The organism is Thermocrinis ruber (assembly GCF_000512735.1).
GTDB classification, from domain to species: Bacteria; Aquificota; Aquificia; order Aquificales; family Aquificaceae; genus Thermocrinis; species Thermocrinis ruber.
This window is the reverse complement of record NZ_CP007028.1, coordinates 1,053,686-1,069,505: the sequence shown is the minus strand read 5'-3', so window position 1 is coordinate 1,069,505 and position 15,820 is coordinate 1,053,686. Positions and strand designations below refer to the sequence as shown.

At 46.6% G+C, this 15,820-nt stretch carries 21 protein-coding genes and 2 tRNA genes; 5 read left to right on the top strand and 18 right to left on the bottom strand.

All coding sequences use genetic code 11. The features are described from left to right. Positions 1-8 precede the first annotated feature (8 nt). The 12 genes from THERU_RS05735 to THERU_RS05680 form a co-directional block, all read right to left on the bottom strand. The gene (locus THERU_RS05735; RefSeq protein ID WP_025306323.1) at positions 9-653 is read right to left on the bottom strand and encodes a lysophospholipid acyltransferase family protein; all 645 of its coding nucleotides are present in this window, start codon (positions 651-653) and stop codon (positions 9-11) included. Next, on the bottom strand, positions 650-1,963 hold the full coding sequence (locus THERU_RS05730) for a peptidoglycan DD-metalloendopeptidase family protein (protein WP_025306322.1): 1,314 nt from the start codon (positions 1,961-1,963) through the stop codon (positions 650-652). The genes THERU_RS05735 and THERU_RS05730 overlap by 4 nt, the downstream gene beginning before the upstream one ends. Continuing rightward, positions 1,953-3,554, bottom strand: coding sequence for a carbamoyl-phosphate synthase large subunit (gene carB / locus THERU_RS05725; RefSeq protein ID WP_025306321.1), 1,602 nt, complete (start codon positions 3,552-3,554; stop codon positions 1,953-1,955). The genes THERU_RS05730 and carB overlap by 11 nt, the downstream gene beginning before the upstream one ends. Beyond that, complete coding sequence (locus tag THERU_RS05720; RefSeq protein WP_245565802.1) at positions 3,554-4,333, bottom strand: HAD-IIA family hydrolase; 780 nt, start codon at positions 4,331-4,333, stop codon at positions 3,554-3,556. Before THERU_RS05720 ends, carB begins: the two co-directional genes overlap by 1 nt. Before the next feature lie 14 nt (positions 4,334-4,347). Further along, positions 4,348-4,590 (bottom strand): cell division topological specificity factor MinE, encoded by a 243-nt coding sequence (gene minE / locus THERU_RS05715; protein ID WP_025306319.1) that lies wholly within the window; start codon positions 4,588-4,590, stop codon positions 4,348-4,350. Next, positions 4,587-5,378 carry a septum site-determining protein MinD gene (gene minD, locus THERU_RS05710; protein WP_025306318.1) on the bottom strand — a complete coding sequence of 264 codons (792 nt, stop codon included), beginning with the start codon at positions 5,376-5,378 and terminating at the stop codon, positions 4,587-4,589. Before minD ends, minE begins: the two co-directional genes overlap by 4 nt. A gap of 2 nt (positions 5,379-5,380) precedes the next feature. Further along, complete coding sequence (gene minC, locus THERU_RS05705) at positions 5,381-5,944, bottom strand: septum site-determining protein MinC (protein WP_025306317.1); 564 nt, start codon at positions 5,942-5,944, stop codon at positions 5,381-5,383. A 12-nt stretch (positions 5,945-5,956) separates the two neighbouring features. After that, positions 5,957-6,029, bottom strand: a tRNA-Asn gene (locus THERU_RS05700). Positions 6,030-6,041: 12 nt separating this feature from the next. Beyond that, positions 6,042-7,595 carry a sigma-54-dependent Fis family transcriptional regulator gene (locus tag THERU_RS05695; RefSeq protein ID WP_025306316.1) on the bottom strand — a complete coding sequence of 518 codons (1,554 nt, stop codon included), beginning with the start codon at positions 7,593-7,595 and terminating at the stop codon, positions 6,042-6,044. Between the two features lie 6 nt (positions 7,596-7,601). Beyond that, positions 7,602-7,991 carry an SCP2 sterol-binding domain-containing protein gene (locus tag THERU_RS05690; protein WP_025306315.1) on the bottom strand — a complete coding sequence of 130 codons (390 nt, stop codon included), beginning with the start codon at positions 7,989-7,991 and terminating at the stop codon, positions 7,602-7,604. 44 nt (positions 7,992-8,035) lie between these two features. Then, positions 8,036-8,371 (bottom strand): DUF2173 family protein, encoded by a 336-nt coding sequence (locus tag THERU_RS05685; RefSeq protein WP_025306314.1) that lies wholly within the window; start codon positions 8,369-8,371, stop codon positions 8,036-8,038. 15 nt (positions 8,372-8,386) lie between these two features. After that, a complete protein-coding gene (locus tag THERU_RS05680; protein WP_025306313.1) occupies positions 8,387-8,728 on the bottom strand; it encodes a DUF2173 family protein in 342 nt (113 codons plus the stop codon). Positions 8,729-8,897: 169 nt separating this feature from the next. Here THERU_RS05680 and THERU_RS05675 point away from each other — a divergent pair, with 169 nt between their 5' ends. Both THERU_RS05675 and THERU_RS05670 read left to right on the top strand, forming a co-directional pair. Further along, positions 8,898-9,101 (top strand): MoaD/ThiS family protein, encoded by a 204-nt coding sequence (locus THERU_RS05675; protein ID WP_025306312.1) that lies wholly within the window; start codon positions 8,898-8,900, stop codon positions 9,099-9,101. 18 nt (positions 9,102-9,119) lie between these two features. After that, on the top strand, positions 9,120-10,034 hold the full coding sequence (locus THERU_RS05670) for a TIGR00269 family protein (RefSeq protein ID WP_025306311.1): 915 nt from the start codon (positions 9,120-9,122) through the stop codon (positions 10,032-10,034). On the opposite strand, the gene coaE is transcribed toward THERU_RS05670, so the two are convergent. Next, positions 10,003-10,608 carry a dephospho-CoA kinase gene (gene coaE, locus THERU_RS05665; protein WP_025306310.1) on the bottom strand — a complete coding sequence of 202 codons (606 nt, stop codon included), beginning with the start codon at positions 10,606-10,608 and terminating at the stop codon, positions 10,003-10,005. The genes THERU_RS05670 and coaE overlap by 32 nt on opposite strands. A 69-nt stretch (positions 10,609-10,677) precedes the next feature. On the opposite strand from coaE, the gene THERU_RS05660 reads away from it, so the two are divergent. Beyond that, positions 10,678-11,196, top strand: coding sequence for a DUF29 domain-containing protein (locus THERU_RS05660; RefSeq protein WP_025306309.1), 519 nt, complete (start codon positions 10,678-10,680; stop codon positions 11,194-11,196). On the opposite strand, the gene THERU_RS05655 is transcribed toward THERU_RS05660, so the two are convergent. Further along, positions 11,188-11,727, bottom strand: coding sequence for a class II aldolase/adducin family protein (locus tag THERU_RS05655; RefSeq protein WP_025306308.1), 540 nt, complete (start codon positions 11,725-11,727; stop codon positions 11,188-11,190). The two genes, THERU_RS05660 and THERU_RS05655, sit on opposite strands and share 9 nt — an antisense overlap. Positions 11,728-11,753: 26 nt before the next feature. Here THERU_RS05655 and THERU_RS05650 point away from each other — a divergent pair. After that, a tRNA-Lys gene (locus tag THERU_RS05650) sits at positions 11,754-11,827 on the top strand. A gap of 2 nt (positions 11,828-11,829) precedes the next feature. Here THERU_RS05650 and glmU read toward each other — a convergent pair. The 4 genes from glmU to THERU_RS05630 are packed head-to-tail and all read right to left on the bottom strand — an operon-like array spanning position 11,830 to position 15,226. Then, positions 11,830-13,218, bottom strand: a complete 1,389-nt coding sequence (gene glmU, locus THERU_RS05645) for a bifunctional UDP-N-acetylglucosamine diphosphorylase/glucosamine-1-phosphate N-acetyltransferase GlmU (protein WP_025306307.1) — start codon at positions 13,216-13,218, stop codon at positions 11,830-11,832. A 15-nt stretch (positions 13,219-13,233) separates the two neighbouring features. Continuing rightward, entirely contained in the window at positions 13,234-14,202 is a 969-nt protein-coding gene (gene nadA, locus THERU_RS05640; protein WP_025306306.1) for a quinolinate synthase NadA, read from the bottom strand. A gap of 11 nt (positions 14,203-14,213) precedes the next feature. Beyond that, positions 14,214-14,939 (bottom strand): 23S rRNA (guanosine(2251)-2'-O)-methyltransferase RlmB, encoded by a 726-nt coding sequence (rlmB, locus tag THERU_RS05635; protein ID WP_025306305.1) that lies wholly within the window; start codon positions 14,937-14,939, stop codon positions 14,214-14,216. Beyond that, positions 14,936-15,226: a hypothetical protein gene (locus tag THERU_RS05630; protein ID WP_025306304.1), complete on the bottom strand. Its 291-nt coding sequence runs from the start codon at positions 15,224-15,226 to the stop codon at positions 14,936-14,938. Before THERU_RS05630 ends, rlmB begins: the two co-directional genes overlap by 4 nt. Positions 15,227-15,359: 133 nt before the next feature. On the opposite strand from THERU_RS05630, the gene THERU_RS05625 reads away from it, so the two are divergent. After that, entirely contained in the window at positions 15,360-15,800 is a 441-nt protein-coding gene (locus THERU_RS05625) for a type IV pilin protein (protein WP_211230158.1), read from the top strand. Positions 15,801-15,820 lie beyond the last annotated feature (20 nt).

Below are 15,820 nucleotides of genomic sequence, written 5' to 3'. Positions count from 1 at the left end.
ATAAAGGCTTATCCAGGCTTGCCAGAGGATATTCTTTCTAACCTCAATAGCTCCGCCTCTAACTCCCTCCTTTTATCTTCTACAGCGTCTTCTGGGCTTACTATGATCTCTTTGCCCACTAAAAGTTGGGCTTTTGTGAAGGGATAGGGAATTACAAGTCTGTCCCAGGTGTTGAGGCGGAAGAACTTTTCAAACTTTACACAGGCGGGGATTATCACCGCACCGGTCTTTTGGGCTAAGAAAATCACTCCATCCTTTGCCTTAAAGGGGGGTCCTTTGGGACCATCTACCGTTATGGCTACGTTTTTGCCTTCTCTCAAAAGTTCCATGAGCTTTAAAAGGGCAGACCTTCCTCCCTTTTCCTCCCTTCCTTCCTCCGTAGAACCCCTGACGGTTTCAAAGCCAAACCTCTTTAGAAGACCGTCCGCTATGTCTCCGTCCCTGAACCGGCTAACCAAAGCCACTATACCCCTGTCTAATCCAAAAAAAGCCAAGGCTAAAGCGTATCCGTGCCAGAGGGCGTATATTTTCCCTTTGTCCTTATCAAAGTCATACCTGTTCTGCCACCTTATGGTCCTTGCCCACAGTCTGAGAAGTAAGGATATAAAGGGCAGAAGAAGTATAACAAGTTCCCTTCTAAGTTTCCTTATCATTTTTCAAAGGCAGTGTCTATGTTAGTTTTGAGCCATTTGGGATCAAGCCAGTAAATAGGGTCCACCTCTTGCCCGTGCACTACGATGCCAAAGTGAAGATGGTCCCCCAAGGCAAGCCCAGTCCTGCCCGTCCTTCCTATAATGTCTCCCTTCTTTACATACTGTCCTTCCTTGACTGAAATCTCTGAAAGGTGCCCATAAAGGCTAAAGAGCCCAAGCCCGTGGTCTATCAAAACCACGTTGCCGTATATACCCAATGTGCCCACAAAGACAACTACCCCATCGTTGGAAGCGGGAACGGGTGCCCTTTCTACCGAGGCAAAATCGTAACCCATATGCCTGCTTTGGCTAACCTGCTGTCCCTTGTAATAATATAATCTATCAATGCCATAAGTTGAAATCACCTTGCTGTTTGGTAGCTGTAAAAAGGCACCCTTCCAAAGTTTTACAGGCTCGCTCTTTTGAGTTATCTCAGAGAGCTTATTTACATCCCTTTTTCTCCACTCTTCGTTTACCATCTTAAAGGCGGAGACAGGGTCTAACCCTTTGGCTTGTTCTCCCAAGAGGGGATAGATCACAGAGTTTATAAAGTCATCGGTTAGGTCTATCCTTTCCTTTTTAAAGTTTGCCCTTTTGATGGCTATCCTTAAAGTTCTTTGGGCTGAGTTGCCCGCCTGGTCTTTGGCAGTTATACGTAGGTCTATGCTCTCCGCATCTAGAGGAGCTGGGAAAAGGGCAACATAACCCTCCGGAGAAACTGGGGTCATTAAAACCTTTTTACCATCCCATTCCAAAGATACCTCCACGCCATCGCTTTTTACCCTCAAAACGCCCACGGAACCTTCCCTTAGGCTTGTAGGATAGGAAAGAATTTCAAGAGAAGGTGGTGTTAGGTCTACCTTTGCGTCAATGGTGTATTCCCTTTCTCTAAGGAAGCCCGCGCTTACCCATAGTTTGACCTTGGCATCTCCCTCCTTTATTCCCAAGGCTTTGGCGTTTATGCTCATCTTCAAAGAGTCTGTCCCATCTGGGAAATTCCCCTCAAAAACTTTGTAGCTTTTTCCCTCCTGCTCTACATACAGCTTGGCGGATTTTATTTTGCCTTCTTTAACCTTCAGGTTATACTCCCCCTCCGCTGGGATGAACTTTAAAGACTCCAGTCCCTCCAACTGATGTCTTCCACCAATGGAAATAAGGAGGGCATAGAAGCTCAAAAATAACAGAGAAAGGACTGCGAGCCTTCTTATGAGTTTTAAGAAAAGGGGTCTTTTGGGACGCTCATAGGAGTAGGGTTTATACCTATGCTTCACCAAAAACCTCCTGCAGGGAATAGACCTCAAGGCTTTTGTTGTGTTCTAAATAGCACCTTATTGCCTCTAGCATGGCATAGCCTCCTCTTACGGTGGTGGTGTAGGGAATGCCCTGCTGGACTGTCGCCCTGCGGATGTGGTAGGCATCAGACCTCGCCCTTCTGCCGGTGGGTGTGTTTATAACTGCCTGTACCTCTCCGTTTTTGATCATATCCACTATGTTTGGTCTTCCCTCGGAGACCTTTAAAACCTGCTTAACATTCAACCCCCTTTCCTTTAAAAATCTGTAGGTTCCTGCGGTTGCAAGTACCTCAAAACCAAGGTCCAAAAACCCCTTTGCCAGCTCAAACACTTTGGGCTTGTCTCTGTCTGCCACGCTTATGAAAACTCTGCCCTCTGTGGGCAACCTACTACCAGCTGCAAGCTGGGCTTTGTAATAGGCAAGACCAAACTTTTTGTCTATGCCCATCACCTCTCCCGTGCTCTTCATCTCCGGACCCAAAAGGGGGTCCACCTCAGGAAATCTGTTCCATGGAAAAACCACTTCCTTAACGGTGTAGTAATTCCAATCCTTTGGCAGGAAATCACTGCAGTAATGGACATCGCCTTTTTCAAGCCTTTCAAATACCTCGGGCACAAGTTCCCTTAGTTTTCTTCCCACGCACACCTTGGCAGCAAGCTTTGCCAAAGAATAGCCTATACTCTTGCTAACAAAGGGCACAGTGCGAGAAGCCCTCGGATTAACCTCCAACACATACACTTCTCCATCCTTTACCGCAAACTGGAGGTTGATGAGCCCCTTTACCTTCAGGGCTTTAGCTATTAGTCTGGTTTGCCTCTTTATCTCCTCCACCGTATCCTTTCCAAGGGTGTAGGGAGGAATAGACGCGGCGCTATCTCCCGAATGGACACCAGCCTCCTCTATGTGCTCCATAACCGCACCTATCAAAAAGTCTTCACCATCCCCGATGGCATCCACATCCACCTCCACGCTGTCGGAGAGATACCTGTCCAAAAGGATGGGTCTTTGGTAGCTAACCTCCACCGCCTCTTGCAAATACTCAACTAGCTCCCCCTCTTCATAGACGATCCTCATGGCCCTGCCTCCGAGCACATAGGAAGGTCGCACAAGTAGTGGGTAGCCCAGATCCTTTGCACGCCTCAGGGCTTCTTCTTTAGTTCTTGCAGTCAGGCTCTCTGGCTGTTTTAACCCCAGTTGGTTTATTAGATCCCTGAACTTTTCCCTGTCTTCTGCTATGTCTATGCTCTCTGGGTCTGTGCCCAAGATGGGAACTTTTAAGTTCCTCAAAGGTATGGAAAGCTTTAAGGGTGTTTGTCCCCCAAACTGGATCAGAAGTCCGTCAGGCTTTTCCCTCCTTATTATCTCAAGGACATTTTCCAGGACGATGGGCTCAAAATACAGCCTGTCTGCGGTATCGTAGTCGGTGGAGACGGTCTCCGGGTTGCAATTTACCATAACCGTTTGAACACCCTCTTCCCTTAGGGCAAATATGGCTTGAACGCAGGCATAGTCAAACTCTATGCCCTGACCTATTCGGTTTGGACCACTGCCAAGGATGAGAACTTTCATTAAAAGGGAGATTTTAACCCAAAATGTTCCATCAACTCCTCAAGGCTATCAAAGGTAAGGTCTGGCTCAAAGTTCGCCCTTTTTAACTCATCCCTTGTATATTTGCCCGTGGTCATAAAGATGGTCTTTATACCTAACGCTTTGGCACCCAAGAGGTCTGTGTATATGTCATCGCTTATGAGATAAACTTCCTCTCCCTCAAGCCCATCCAAGGCATAGTCTATAAACTCCTTTGAAGGTTTTCCGAGGTTTGGAAGTTCATCCGGGTAGTTGGTGGCATGTTTTAGCATTAATGCCACACTGCCCGCACCGGGGAAGTAAAGCCCATCATCGTCCTTTACGATCCTGCTCAAGTTCACCGGAATGATCTTGGCGGATGCCAAAAAGACCGCAGAGACAGCCAGCCTTAGCTTATGAAAATCAAGGCTCCTGTCCTGGGCTACCACGACTCCTTGAACCTGATGGTCTTCAACCACTTCAATGCCCTCTTCCATAAGATACCTCTTTACTGGTTCCATACCTATCAGTAAGACCCTTTTGATGCTCAGGGACCTCAGATACTTTGGCAGAACTTTAAGGGGGCTCACAAAGCGTTCCTCTTCCAACTCTAAGCCCTTTTCCCTTAAAATCTTCACGATTTCAGAGGGTGGCCTTGTGGAGTTGTTGGATACTACCCTAAAGGGGATACCTTTAGACCTTAATACTTCAAGGAACTCCTTTGCCCCCTTTATAGGGTTAAGCTTTTTGTCCCCTACCAAGACGCCGTCAAGATCTATCAAAAAAATCTTCCCCTTCATTGCTTGAAGGGTATGCTGATCCAGAGCTCTTCAAAGCCCTCCCTTTCTTTTTTTATATCTACTTCAATCTTATTAACATCAAACTGGGAATATTTGGAGAAAACACACACCAGGTCATCCCTAAGCCTTTCTACAAAATTGGGTGGTAGTCCTTTCCTTTCGTAGGCAAGCACGAGGGTAAGCCTCCTCTTTGCCTCATCTTTGCTATTACTGCGTCCAAATAAAAAGTCCAAGATCATTGCCATCTCCCAAACAGCCTTTCAAGTAGTCCCTTCTTCTGTCCATGATATACCATGGGGACATCTTCTCCCGCTATTCTCCTTGCTATATCCATGAGTGCCCTTGACGCAGGATAGTCTTCCAAAACAATAGGTTCTCCTCTGTTGGTAAAATCCACAAGCTTTGGTTCTTCAGGCACAACACCTAAGAGAGGTGCCCTTAGGATTTCCACTATATCCTCCACAGAAAGCATTTGACCCTTTTCCACTGCGTCCCATCTTATCCGGTTTATTATCAGCTTGTAGTCGGTCTTTCCCATGTTTTCCAACAGTCCTATGATCCTATCCGCATCTCTTACAGAGGATACTTCAGGATTTACCACCACCAAGGCACTGTCCGCGGGGGAAGATGCGATCTGAAAGCCCCTCTCTATTCCAGCGGGAGAGTCTATGAATATGTAATCGTACTGCCCTAAACTTTTTATATCCTCAACGAGCTTTAGCCACTTTTCTGGGTCTACAGCGTCCTTGTTTTTGGTTTGGTTGGCGGGCAAAAGCCACAGGCTAAAACCCCTTTTGTCCTTGACCAAAGCCTTTTGAAAATCTACCCTTCCCTCAAGGACATCCAGCACATCATAGACAATCCTGTTTTCCAAGCCCAGGATCATGTCAAGGTTTCTAAGTCCTATGTCTGCATCAATGCATAGGACCTTCTTTTCCATTTTTGCAAGGGCTACTGAGAGGTTGGCGGTTATGGTTGTCTTTCCTACACCGCCTTTGCCCGATGTAACCACAAAAACCTTTGTCATCTTTATACCCTTTCAAGAATTATAGCACCATTTTCCACTCTCGCAATCTCAGGATAACCGGGAGATATCCTCTCTTCCTCGTTAGATATGGCGATCTTTCTACCTATTCTTATCTGCTGGGGTTCCATCCGTAAGGCTACCACCACCGCGCTTTCATCTCCGAGAGCTCCAGCTATAGCAATGCCTCTGAGAGTACCCATAACTATTATGTTTCCCGTGGCCACGACTTGTGCGTCCTTATTCACATTCCCAAGCACTAACACATCCCCATTGTGCTCTATCCTTTGCCCCGACCTGAGATGCTTTTCTATAACCAAGAGCCTTGGCTCCGGAGCCCTCTTTTCTAAAGCCTTTTCAAGCTTCTTAATGTTCCTTACGTTCTTCTTTGTTAAAAACTCTTCAACTTTCTTTACCAAGGGGGAGTTCCCCTCCACTAAGAAGTAGGCACCCTCAGAGAGTTTAGAGTTGAGTAATTTTTCTAACTGTTCAAAAACTACAGATTCCTCAGCCCCCTCGGAGATCCTGATCAATAGCACTGGCAGAGTTATGCCCTTTATCTCAATCATTTTTTTTCAATGCTCCGGGGGAGGGACTCGAACCCCCAACCTGGTGGTTAACAGCCACCCGCTCTGCCCGTTGAGCTACCCCGGATGCAGTATAAAATTATACCAAATTTTCCAAACCGTACTCCCTAATCTTACGCCAGAGAGTGGTTCGGTGTATGCCAAGCACTTTCGCCGCCAAGCTCTTGTTTCCTCCCACTTGCTCTAAAACCCTTTTGATCCTCTCCTTTTCCTCTTCTTCCTTACCCTGGTGGTCCAACTGAAGGTTCTCAACCTTTATCATAGAACCCTTTGCTGTAATAACCGCCCTCTCTATTATGTTCTCCAGCTCCCTTATATTTCCGTAAAAGGGATAAGAAAGTAGCATTTTCATTGCCTCGGGGGAGATACCCTTTATCCTTCTGTTGTATTTTTTGGAGAACTTCTGAAGAAAGTGTTCCACCAATATGGGAATGTCCTCCCTTCTATCCCTCAGGGGTGGAATGGTTATTTTTATCACACTCAACCTGTAGTATAGGTCTTCCCTAAATTTGCCCCTTTGAACCAGTTCCCATAGGTTTTTGTTGGTGCTGGCTATGATCCGGACGTTGGCTTTGCGAAATTTGGTATCTCCGAGTCTCTCAAACTCCTTGTCTTGAACTAAATGCAAGATCTTTGCCTGAAGGCTCAGGGGCATGTCTCCTATTTCATCCAAAAGTAGCGTTCCTCCCTCTGCCATTTCTACCTTTCCGGGTTTGTCCTTTATGGCACCGGTGAATGCGCCCTTCACGTAGCCAAAAAGTTCTGCCTCTAAGAGCCCCTCCGGTATTGCACTGCAGTTGATCTTCACAAAGGGTTTGTCCCTTCTGGGAGAAAGGTAATGTATGTATTTAGCCAGAAGGTTTTTACCCGTTCCCGTCTCTCCCTCTATTAACACGTTGGTATCGTACTCAGCTACGCTTTGGGCAAGCTCAAGGACCTTTTGCATAGCCTTGCTTTTGAAAACAATAGCGTTTTCTTCCCCGATGGTACAGCTCAGCACCTCCTGAATGGGATGCAAAGATACCACATACCCAAAGCCGGAGCTCATGGGGGACACCAACACAGAAGCCTTCTGCTTTCCGCAGGGTGTTTCCACATAAACATCCGCCCTTTCACCCTCCGGCGGTAGCTCCTCCAAGGAGAGTTCTATAAGCTCCTTTATGTTCTTACCTACCAAGCTCTCTTCCTCTTGCCTACATAGCATCCTATGGGCTATTCTGTTGTGCTCCAGCACATAGCCCTCTTTATCCACCACGAGTATTGCTTCCACTATGGAGTTGAGTATGGCTTCCTTGTGTGCCCTTTGCCTTTCTGCCTCCACTATGCAATGGACCACATTGCTAACATCCCTGAAGGTTTCCACAAAGTAGGCATTCTTTACGAAGCTCATGCTCCAGCACACATGCCTGCCAGAGGCAGTCTCCACATCATAAACCTGAACACCCTCTCCCTCCTCCTTTACAAACTTTGCAGGACAGCTTTCGCAGATAGAAAAGAGCCCCCTGCACCCTTCCCCTATTTTTAACTTGTCCCCTAAAATCTCTTTGGCAGACGGGTTTGCATAAACAACCCTTAACTTTTGGTCTATGACAAGGACCCCCTCAAAAAAGTTTTCAAAGACCTCAAAGTCCATCAGGTTTTATTTTATGTCCCAGTCGGTGGGAATGTTACCCATCATCTTTAAACTCTCCTCAAAGGCGGACATATACTTCATGGCGGTGATCATGGAGCCCTTGAACTTTAGCCTTTTGGTTAGCAGAGCAGCCTTTGGTCCCATATCTCCCGTGGCGAGCCTTTTCCAGTTATCCAAGCTTGCCCAGAGTTCAAAGTCGTAATCCATTGAGTCCGCCTTTCCTGCCTCAACAGCCTCCCCGTTTTTCACTATAAGATGGACTGCGTCTCCTTCTTTTCCCTCTATGTAATACTTTATGCTGGCGGAAAAGTCCTTCAGCTCCTCTTTGAGCTTTTGATTTTTGTTCCATTCCTCTTTGTAAGCCTTTATCCAATCTTCCGAAAGGAACTTGTGCATTTTCTCCTCCTTTAAAAAGGGGGCGGGCGTGCCCCCGTACGGCTTTACTTACCTGCCACTTCCCTTAAAACCTTAAAGACTTCGTTAAAGGACACTTCGTCGTTGTTAACAAAGACGCCCACATTGCCTATCACGCAAACCGAATACTTGGGACCTGCCACAGCCCAGCCTATCAGAGGTGTCCATTCTTGACCAGAGAGGGCGGTCCAGCCCTGCGTTTGCATCTCTGCCATCAGTGTGTTGGCGGCGCACATCATCGCAGCCATAGCTGCGTGCTCTTCGGATATGTTGCCCTTGTAGGCAATTAGCTTACCATCGGGAGAAAACTCTCCCGCAGCCCAAACGCCCTTTACGCTCATGAGTTTGTCCAAGTCTGCCATGGCTCTCACCTCCTTTTATAAGTATTTGGACAGTACTTCAAAGGTTTTGTCAAAGTCTGCCTTATCAAGCTCCACAAAAACACCCACATTGCCCATTATGCAGGCGGCGTATTTTCCACCGGCTACCGCAAAGCCGTATACAGGGTAAAAGCCCCCTTGACCGGTGTATGCACTCCAGCCCTTTGCCTGCATGTTGAACATGAGCTTGTTGGCAGCGCACATCATGGCTGCAACCTCGGCAGACTTCTCATCAATGTTGCCGTAGTAGGCAATCAGCCTACCATCATCTGCAAATTCCCCAGCTGCAACAGCGCCGGGTATGGACATAAGCTCTTTGAGCTTGCTTAGTGTTGCCATGGCTTACACCTCCTTAAAGGTTTTTCACTTAATATACGTGCAAAAATGATGCCAAAAGGGTACAGTTTTAAAAGGCTTTATTTTCAAGGCTTTTAAAAGGGTACTCTTTTAGATTGCGTTGCATGTTGCAACATATGATGCAACAGTCTTTTGGGTAAAAATATTCATTATGAAACTGAGGGTTCAGTACAGAGGAAAGGAGTTAGAGTTGGAGTTTGAAGGGGACAAGGTAAAGGCAAAAGACCTTTTAAAGGCTATGAACCTTTCAAGGGAGTATGCCTTTGTGGTGGTCAATGGAGAGGTGGTGGAGGAGGACTTTTACATAAAGGAGGGAGACCAAGTGCGGGTGATAAATGCCATTTCGGGAGGGTAGGTTTAAGATTAAAAACTTATGAAAAGGTGTGCTAAGTGTTCCCAAAAGGCGGTTGTTTATTTGCCCCACCATAGGATTGCCCTGTGCAAAGAGCATTACATTGAGTGGTTCGAAAGGAGGGTGGAAAGGACAATAAGAGAGTTTAGAATGTTTTCAAAAGAGGATAGGGTTTTAGTGGCGGTATCTGGTGGGAAGGACAGCCTTTCCCTCTGGCATGCCCTCCATAAGCTCGGCTACCAAGCGGATGGGCTCTACATAAACTTGGGCATAGGAGAGTATTCCAAACTATCGGAGGAAAAAGCTAAAAAGTTTGCCCAGGGCTTAGGAAGGACCCTGCATGTAATAAGGCTCAAGGATTTGGTGGAAGATATACCAACCCTAAAAGAGATAGAGAAAAGGCCTGCCTGTTCTGTGTGTGGAAATCTCAAAAGGTATTACATGAACAAGAGCGCCAAAGAGCTTGGTTTTTCGGTGATCGCCACAGGGCACAACTTGGACGATGAGAGCGCCACCCTCATGGGAAACGTCCTCTCTTGGAACTTAGGCTACCTGCGGAGGCAGTATCCAGTTTTAAAGGAGGGCAACGGCTTTGTGAAAAAGGTAAAACCACTGTGCCTTATTACAGAGAAGGAAAGTGCCCTGTATGCCCTTCTTTCCGGTATAGACTTTGTGGAGGAAGAATGTCCCTACTCGGTGGGTGCCTCTTCAATTGAGTATAAGCTTTTGCTCTCTCAGATAGAGGAAAGGAGCCCCGGCACCAAGCTTAGGTTCTACTTAGAGTTTTTGAGAAAGGTTCAGCCCCTTCTCAGGCGGGAAGAAAAACTTGAGCTAAAGCCATGCTCCATTTGTGGTGAGCCCACCTCTGGGGACGTATGCACTGTTTGTAGGCTAAAACAAAGGCTCACCCTTTCTGAAAAAGGACAAGGTTCCTAAAGACTTTACACAACTCACGGACCCTCTCCCTTGTCCTTTCAAGGCTTTGGCTGTTGTCTATCACATAGTGGGCTTTTTTTAGCTTCTCTTCAGGTGGAAGTTGCTTTTGCCACCTTCTCTCAAAGTCCTCCAAAGACATACCTTTGGCGAGGACCCTCTGTTTGCAAATCTCATAGGGTGCATAAACCAAAACCACAAAGTCGTACCTGCCTTGTGTTTTTTTCTCCAGAACCAAGGATGCCTCCACCACTGCTATAGCGTGCTCGGGAAGTTTTTTAAACTCCTCCTCCAATCGCTCATAAAGGGCAGAGTGGGTGATCCTTTCCAAAAGCAATAGCTTTTCTCTGTCTGCAAACACAATGTCCGCAAGCTTTTTTGTGTTTATGTTTCCCCCTTGGTCTAATATTTCATTCCCAAAGGCTTTCAGAACCTCTTCGTACACCTTTCCCCTCTCTTCATAAAATCCCTTTATTATTCGGTCTGCATCAAAGACATAAAAACCGCACTCCTTGAAAAACTCCGCCACCGTGGATTTTCCAGAACCTATGTTGCCAGTTAGGGCTATCTTGAGCATTAGAATATATTACAGCTTCCTCGTAATGAAGGGCAAATATCCCTGAAGTTTGGCTTATATTTAAAGCTCATGGAACTAAAGGCCAAAAGCTTAAAAGAGCTTTACGAAAAAGATTTCTACCTTTGGTTGCTGGAGAATCTCAAACTTTTGAAAAGCAAAGAGTACGAGCTTTTAGACTGGGAACATTTGCAAGAGGAGTTGGAGGATATGGGAAAAAGCCTGTTTAGCACTGTAATCAGCCAGATGGCACGAATTATGGAACATCTTTACAAGTGGGAAAACTTTAGGTATATCCCCTACATGGGAAATAACTGGGTTCAGAGCATCAATTCAGCAAGGAGGGAGTTAAGAAGAATTTTTGAAGATAGCCCTTCTTTAAGAAAGCGAGCCCAAGAAAAAGAAGTACTACAAAAAGCTTGGGAGATGGCGGTTCTTGATCTCATAGACTGGCTTGAAGAACCAAAAAGCAAAAGATTTATAGAAACATACTTTAAGGGTAAAATGCCCACAAAAAATGACTTTCCTAAAGAGTACCCATACACCTTTGAACAGGTGATGAAATATAAACCTTGGGTGGGATTAACTTAGCAAAATCTGGCAGGACCTTTCCAAAACAGAAATAAGACTGTAGCCCTCCAAGGGATCGTTGCCTACGGAAAAGACGCCGTGTCCCCTTACCACCACAAGTTTTGAATTTTTTAGTTCTTCTGAGACCGCACGGGCAAGTTCAAGGCTACCCGAAGGATAATCGGGCAGTACTTTTACGCTACCTAACAGGGCTTTTCCCTCCGAATCAATGGGTTCTATGCGATCCAAAGACATGGAAAGGATTACCGCCTTTGGTGGATGGGCATGGACCACCGCCCTGTGGGAAGTTTGCAGGTATATTTCTCTGTGCACCACCCACTCAGAGGATGCCCTATTCTCAAGGACGCTTTTGCCGTACAGGGGCAGTTCTATTATGTCCTCCAAAGAGAGTTCTCCCACATACCTACCCGTTCTGGTTATTAAAACCCTCCCATCCAACCTTATGGAAATGTTTCCCGCCCTTGCATCTACAAGCCCTTCTTTGTACAAAAGTTGTCCTGCTTTGATAATTTTTAGCTTGTAATACAGCATTTTTTGTATTATAATGAATAATCCCAGAGCCGGTAGCTCAGCCTGGTAGAGCAACGGACTTTTAATCCGTGGGTCGAGGGTTCAAATCCCTCCCGGCTCACATTACAAAAGCTTTTCTTTACCCTTACCCTTCAATATCCTAAGCCTTGCCCTTGCAATAGCCAAGTCTCCCTCTTCTATGTTCTTGTTGATGACCGAACCTCCCGCAATGTAGGAGTAGTTGCCGAGGGTGATGGGTGCAATTATGAGGGAGTTGCTACCTATGAAGGCATTCTGACCTACCTTACTCCGGTGCTTTTGCTTTCCGTCGTAGTTGGCAAAGACCACTCCCGCCCCTATGTTGGTGCGATCGCCTATTTGGGCATCACCTATGTATGCCAAATGCTTAGCATTTACATGGCTACCAATCTCGGAGGCTTTAACCTCCACAAAGTTTCCTATGTGGGAGCCCTCCCCTATCACGGAGTGATTTCTGATATGGGCAAAGGGTCCTACGATGGCACCGCTCTTGATGTGAGAATCTCTAATAATGCTGTAGGGCTCTATGATTGCGCCCTCTTCCACCACTGAGTTTTCTATGACGCTTCCCCTACCTATACGCACCCCTTTGCCTATTTTTGTGTTTCCTCTTAGGGCTACGCCCGGCTCTATTTCCACCTCCCCCTCAAGCACCACGGAGGGCTCTATCCATACGGTTTCTGGCTGATGGATGGTGTTGCCTTCTACTGCAAGCCTTTCTAAAATCCTCAATCTTATCACGTTTTCTGCAATGGCAAGCTCCCATCGGTTGTTGACACCCATGACCTCCGCCTGATCCTCCGCCATAAAGCTCCTAACTACATAACCTTTTTTGTGCATTAAGGCTATTGCCTCTGTTAGGTATAACTCTCCACTCTTTGGGCTGGGCTGTATGGAAAAGATCACATCCAAAAGATGAGGACAGTAAAAGAAATACACACCGCCGTTTATCTCCCTGATCTGCTTTTCTTCAATGGTAGCATCTTTTTCCTCCACTATTTTTATCACATTCCCGCCCTGGTCCTTTACAACCCTGCCATAGCCCGTTGGATCCGGAAGAAAGCCCGACAGTAGCAAGGCACTTAATTTTATGTTCTCATATTCCTCCACCAAGTGTATGTATCTTTGCATGTTCTTTATGGTTTGAACTTTCACCAAAGGGCTGTCGCCGTTTATCACCAAAAGGTAATCTTGGTAATCCCTCCAAAAGTCCAGGGCAGAGAGCACTGCATCCGCGGTACCACCCTTTGGGTTTCCTTGATGAAAGAAAAAGATGCCCTCCTCTCCCTCAAAGACCTTTTTTACCTCCTCCGCCTGATGACCAACCACCACGCCGATTTCCCGAAAGTTCAACTCCCTCAAGGTGCGTAGCACATACCAGAGCATGGGCTTGCCAAGGATGGTGTGCAGAACTTTTGCCTTCTGGCTTTTGAACCTACTCCCCAACCCCGCCGCAAGGATCAAAGCTCGCATGGAAAAATTATAAGCTTAAGACAGCTCAAGCATCCTCTCTAAGGGTCTTCTTGCCTTGGCTATTATTTCCTCGTCCAGTACTACTTCGTTTATTTCCTCCTTTAGGGTTTTGTAAACCAAGGGCAGTGTTATAGCCTTCATGGTGCAACAATACACAGTTCCGCAGTAGTTCATAGATTGGGGGAATATATACTCCTTGTTAGGGTTTTTCTTAATAAGGGTATGCTTTAAACCTACCTCCGTGATGACAATAACCCTGTCTGAATCGCAGGTGGTGGCGTAGTTTATGATCTGGGAGGTGGAGCCCACAAAGTCTGCCATTTCAATGACTTTGGGGTGGCACTCGGGATGTACCGCCACTTTAGCATCTGGGAACTGTTGCTTTAGCCTTTCCAACTCTTTAGCGGTAAATTCAAAGTGTGGAGGACAAAAACCCTGCCATATAACAAACTCCTTATCGGGCACATGTTTTTTTACCCAATTGCCCAAGGCTTGGTCTGGGATGAATATGATCTTTTTGCTCTGCAACTTTTGGACAACTTTTATCGCATTGGCTGATGTGACGCACACGTCGGACACCGCCTTTACATCCGCAGAGGTATTCACGTAAGCTACCACCTCGCCGTCGGGATGCTGTTCCTTTAGCTTTAAAACCTGCTCGGGTCTTATCATGTCCGCCATAGGACAGCCTGATTCTGGGTTTGGGTGTAGTACCTTCTTTGTGGGGTTCAGGATCTTTGCGGTTTCGCACATAAACCTAACTCCGCAGAAAAGGATAATGTCTGCATCCGTTTGGCTTGCCTTTCTGGAAAGCTCTAAGGAATCTCCCACAAAGTCCGCAATGTCCTGCACCTCCGGTCTTTGGTAGTAATGGGCAAGGATCACTGCGTTCTTTTGCCTTGCTAAGGACCTTATTTCTTCCTGAAGTTCCTTTATATCCTTAGGGCTTAGGGTCTCCTCTTTGGCAATTTCAAAGGTAAGCATAAGAAATTAAGTTAATCTTCTCTATTCAGTCCGCAAGCCTTAAAGACCTCCCACATGGCAATGGCACCAGCGGAGGACACGTTCAAGGAGTTGAGTTTGCCCACCATGGGAATGGAGACCACCAGGTCTGCCCTCTCAAGGACGCTTTTGGAGACGCCCTCTCCCTCTGAACCAAGCACCAAGGCACAGGGCATAGGAAATCGCACCCTCCTTATGTCCTCTCCTCCTCTTTCTACAACCACCACAGAGCCACCCATTCTTTGAAACTCTTCCAGAGCCCTCCTTAGGCTTGGCACCCTGCTAAAGGTAAGGTGAAAAACCGCACCGGAGCTTGCCTTTACCGCCGTTTGATTTATGGGAAAGCTCCGGTCTTTGGGCAAAAGCACTCCAACCCCACCGAAAACCTCGCAGGTCCTTATGAGATTTCCCGCGTTCTGTGGGTCCGTTATGTGATCCAAAACCAGAAAGAAACTGTTCTTCTCAAAGGCTTTTTTAAAAAGTTCCTCTGGAGGAACCAAGGGTACAGGGCTGATAATGGCAACAATTCCCTGCGTCTTTTTTGTGCCAGCGAGCTCTTCAATTTTCTGCCTTGGCACCCTTTGGATCTTTATTCCCTTTTCTTTGCAGAGCTTTACCACCTGATGGGGAGGATGTCCGTCATGGGCTACCAAAACCTTTTCAATGGGTCTGTTTGCCCTGAGGGCTTCTAAAATGGGATTTTTACCATAAACGATCATATCTCCAAAAGCCTTTGCTTTATTGCATCAATAAGCCTTTTGTAATAGCCCTCTATCTCTTCGGCAATATCCTCTAACCCCTCTTCTTCAGCCCTTTCCAGAAGAGGGGCAACAAAGTTTTCAAGCTGTAGTGTGTATTCCTTCAAATCGCCCTCCAACTCTTCCCGCGTGTAGTCCTCTATGGTTAAAACATATCTCTGATAGGTCATTTTAGCAAAGCGGAGAATATCTTCCAGCTCCCTCTCAAGGTCTCCTCTGTTTGAGCCCGCCTTGGTAATGTCTCCCATAGAGAATATAATATAGGGAGTTTTTGTGAAGCATCTGTGAAGCTTTGATTTTTGTTTTGTCTGGAATAAAATTAAACCTAACCCTCTATGGGACCGGTCCCGGGAGGGAAAAAACTCTATGGGAGGTTTAGCCATGAGGCAACAGAAGGGTTTCACCCTAATTGAGTTGCTTGTAGTTATAGCCATCATAGCCATCTTGGCATCCTTGGCAATACCACAGTATCTAAGGTATCAGAGGCAGGCAAGGGTAAGCTCCTACGCGGAGCCTATAGCAAGGGGATGCTTAATGGACTTGGCGGCATACTGCATGGAAAATGCAGGACAGACTGTAAACCCAATACTTGGTTCAACCTCACCCTTACCAAACTGTAGGAACACTACCGTAAGCACGGCGGGCGGAAACGTTAACCTTACCTCTTCAGCCACAAGCGTAACTTGTGGATCCGATGGAACTGTGAACCTTGGCACCGCTACTGGTGGTGGAATAACCGCAACGCTTGATACTGCGCCTGGCTTCAGGGCAAGGTGCTTTGCACAAGATCAATCAGTCAGATGCACAGTAGAGGCACAATAACCTAACCCTCCAGCCCCCTC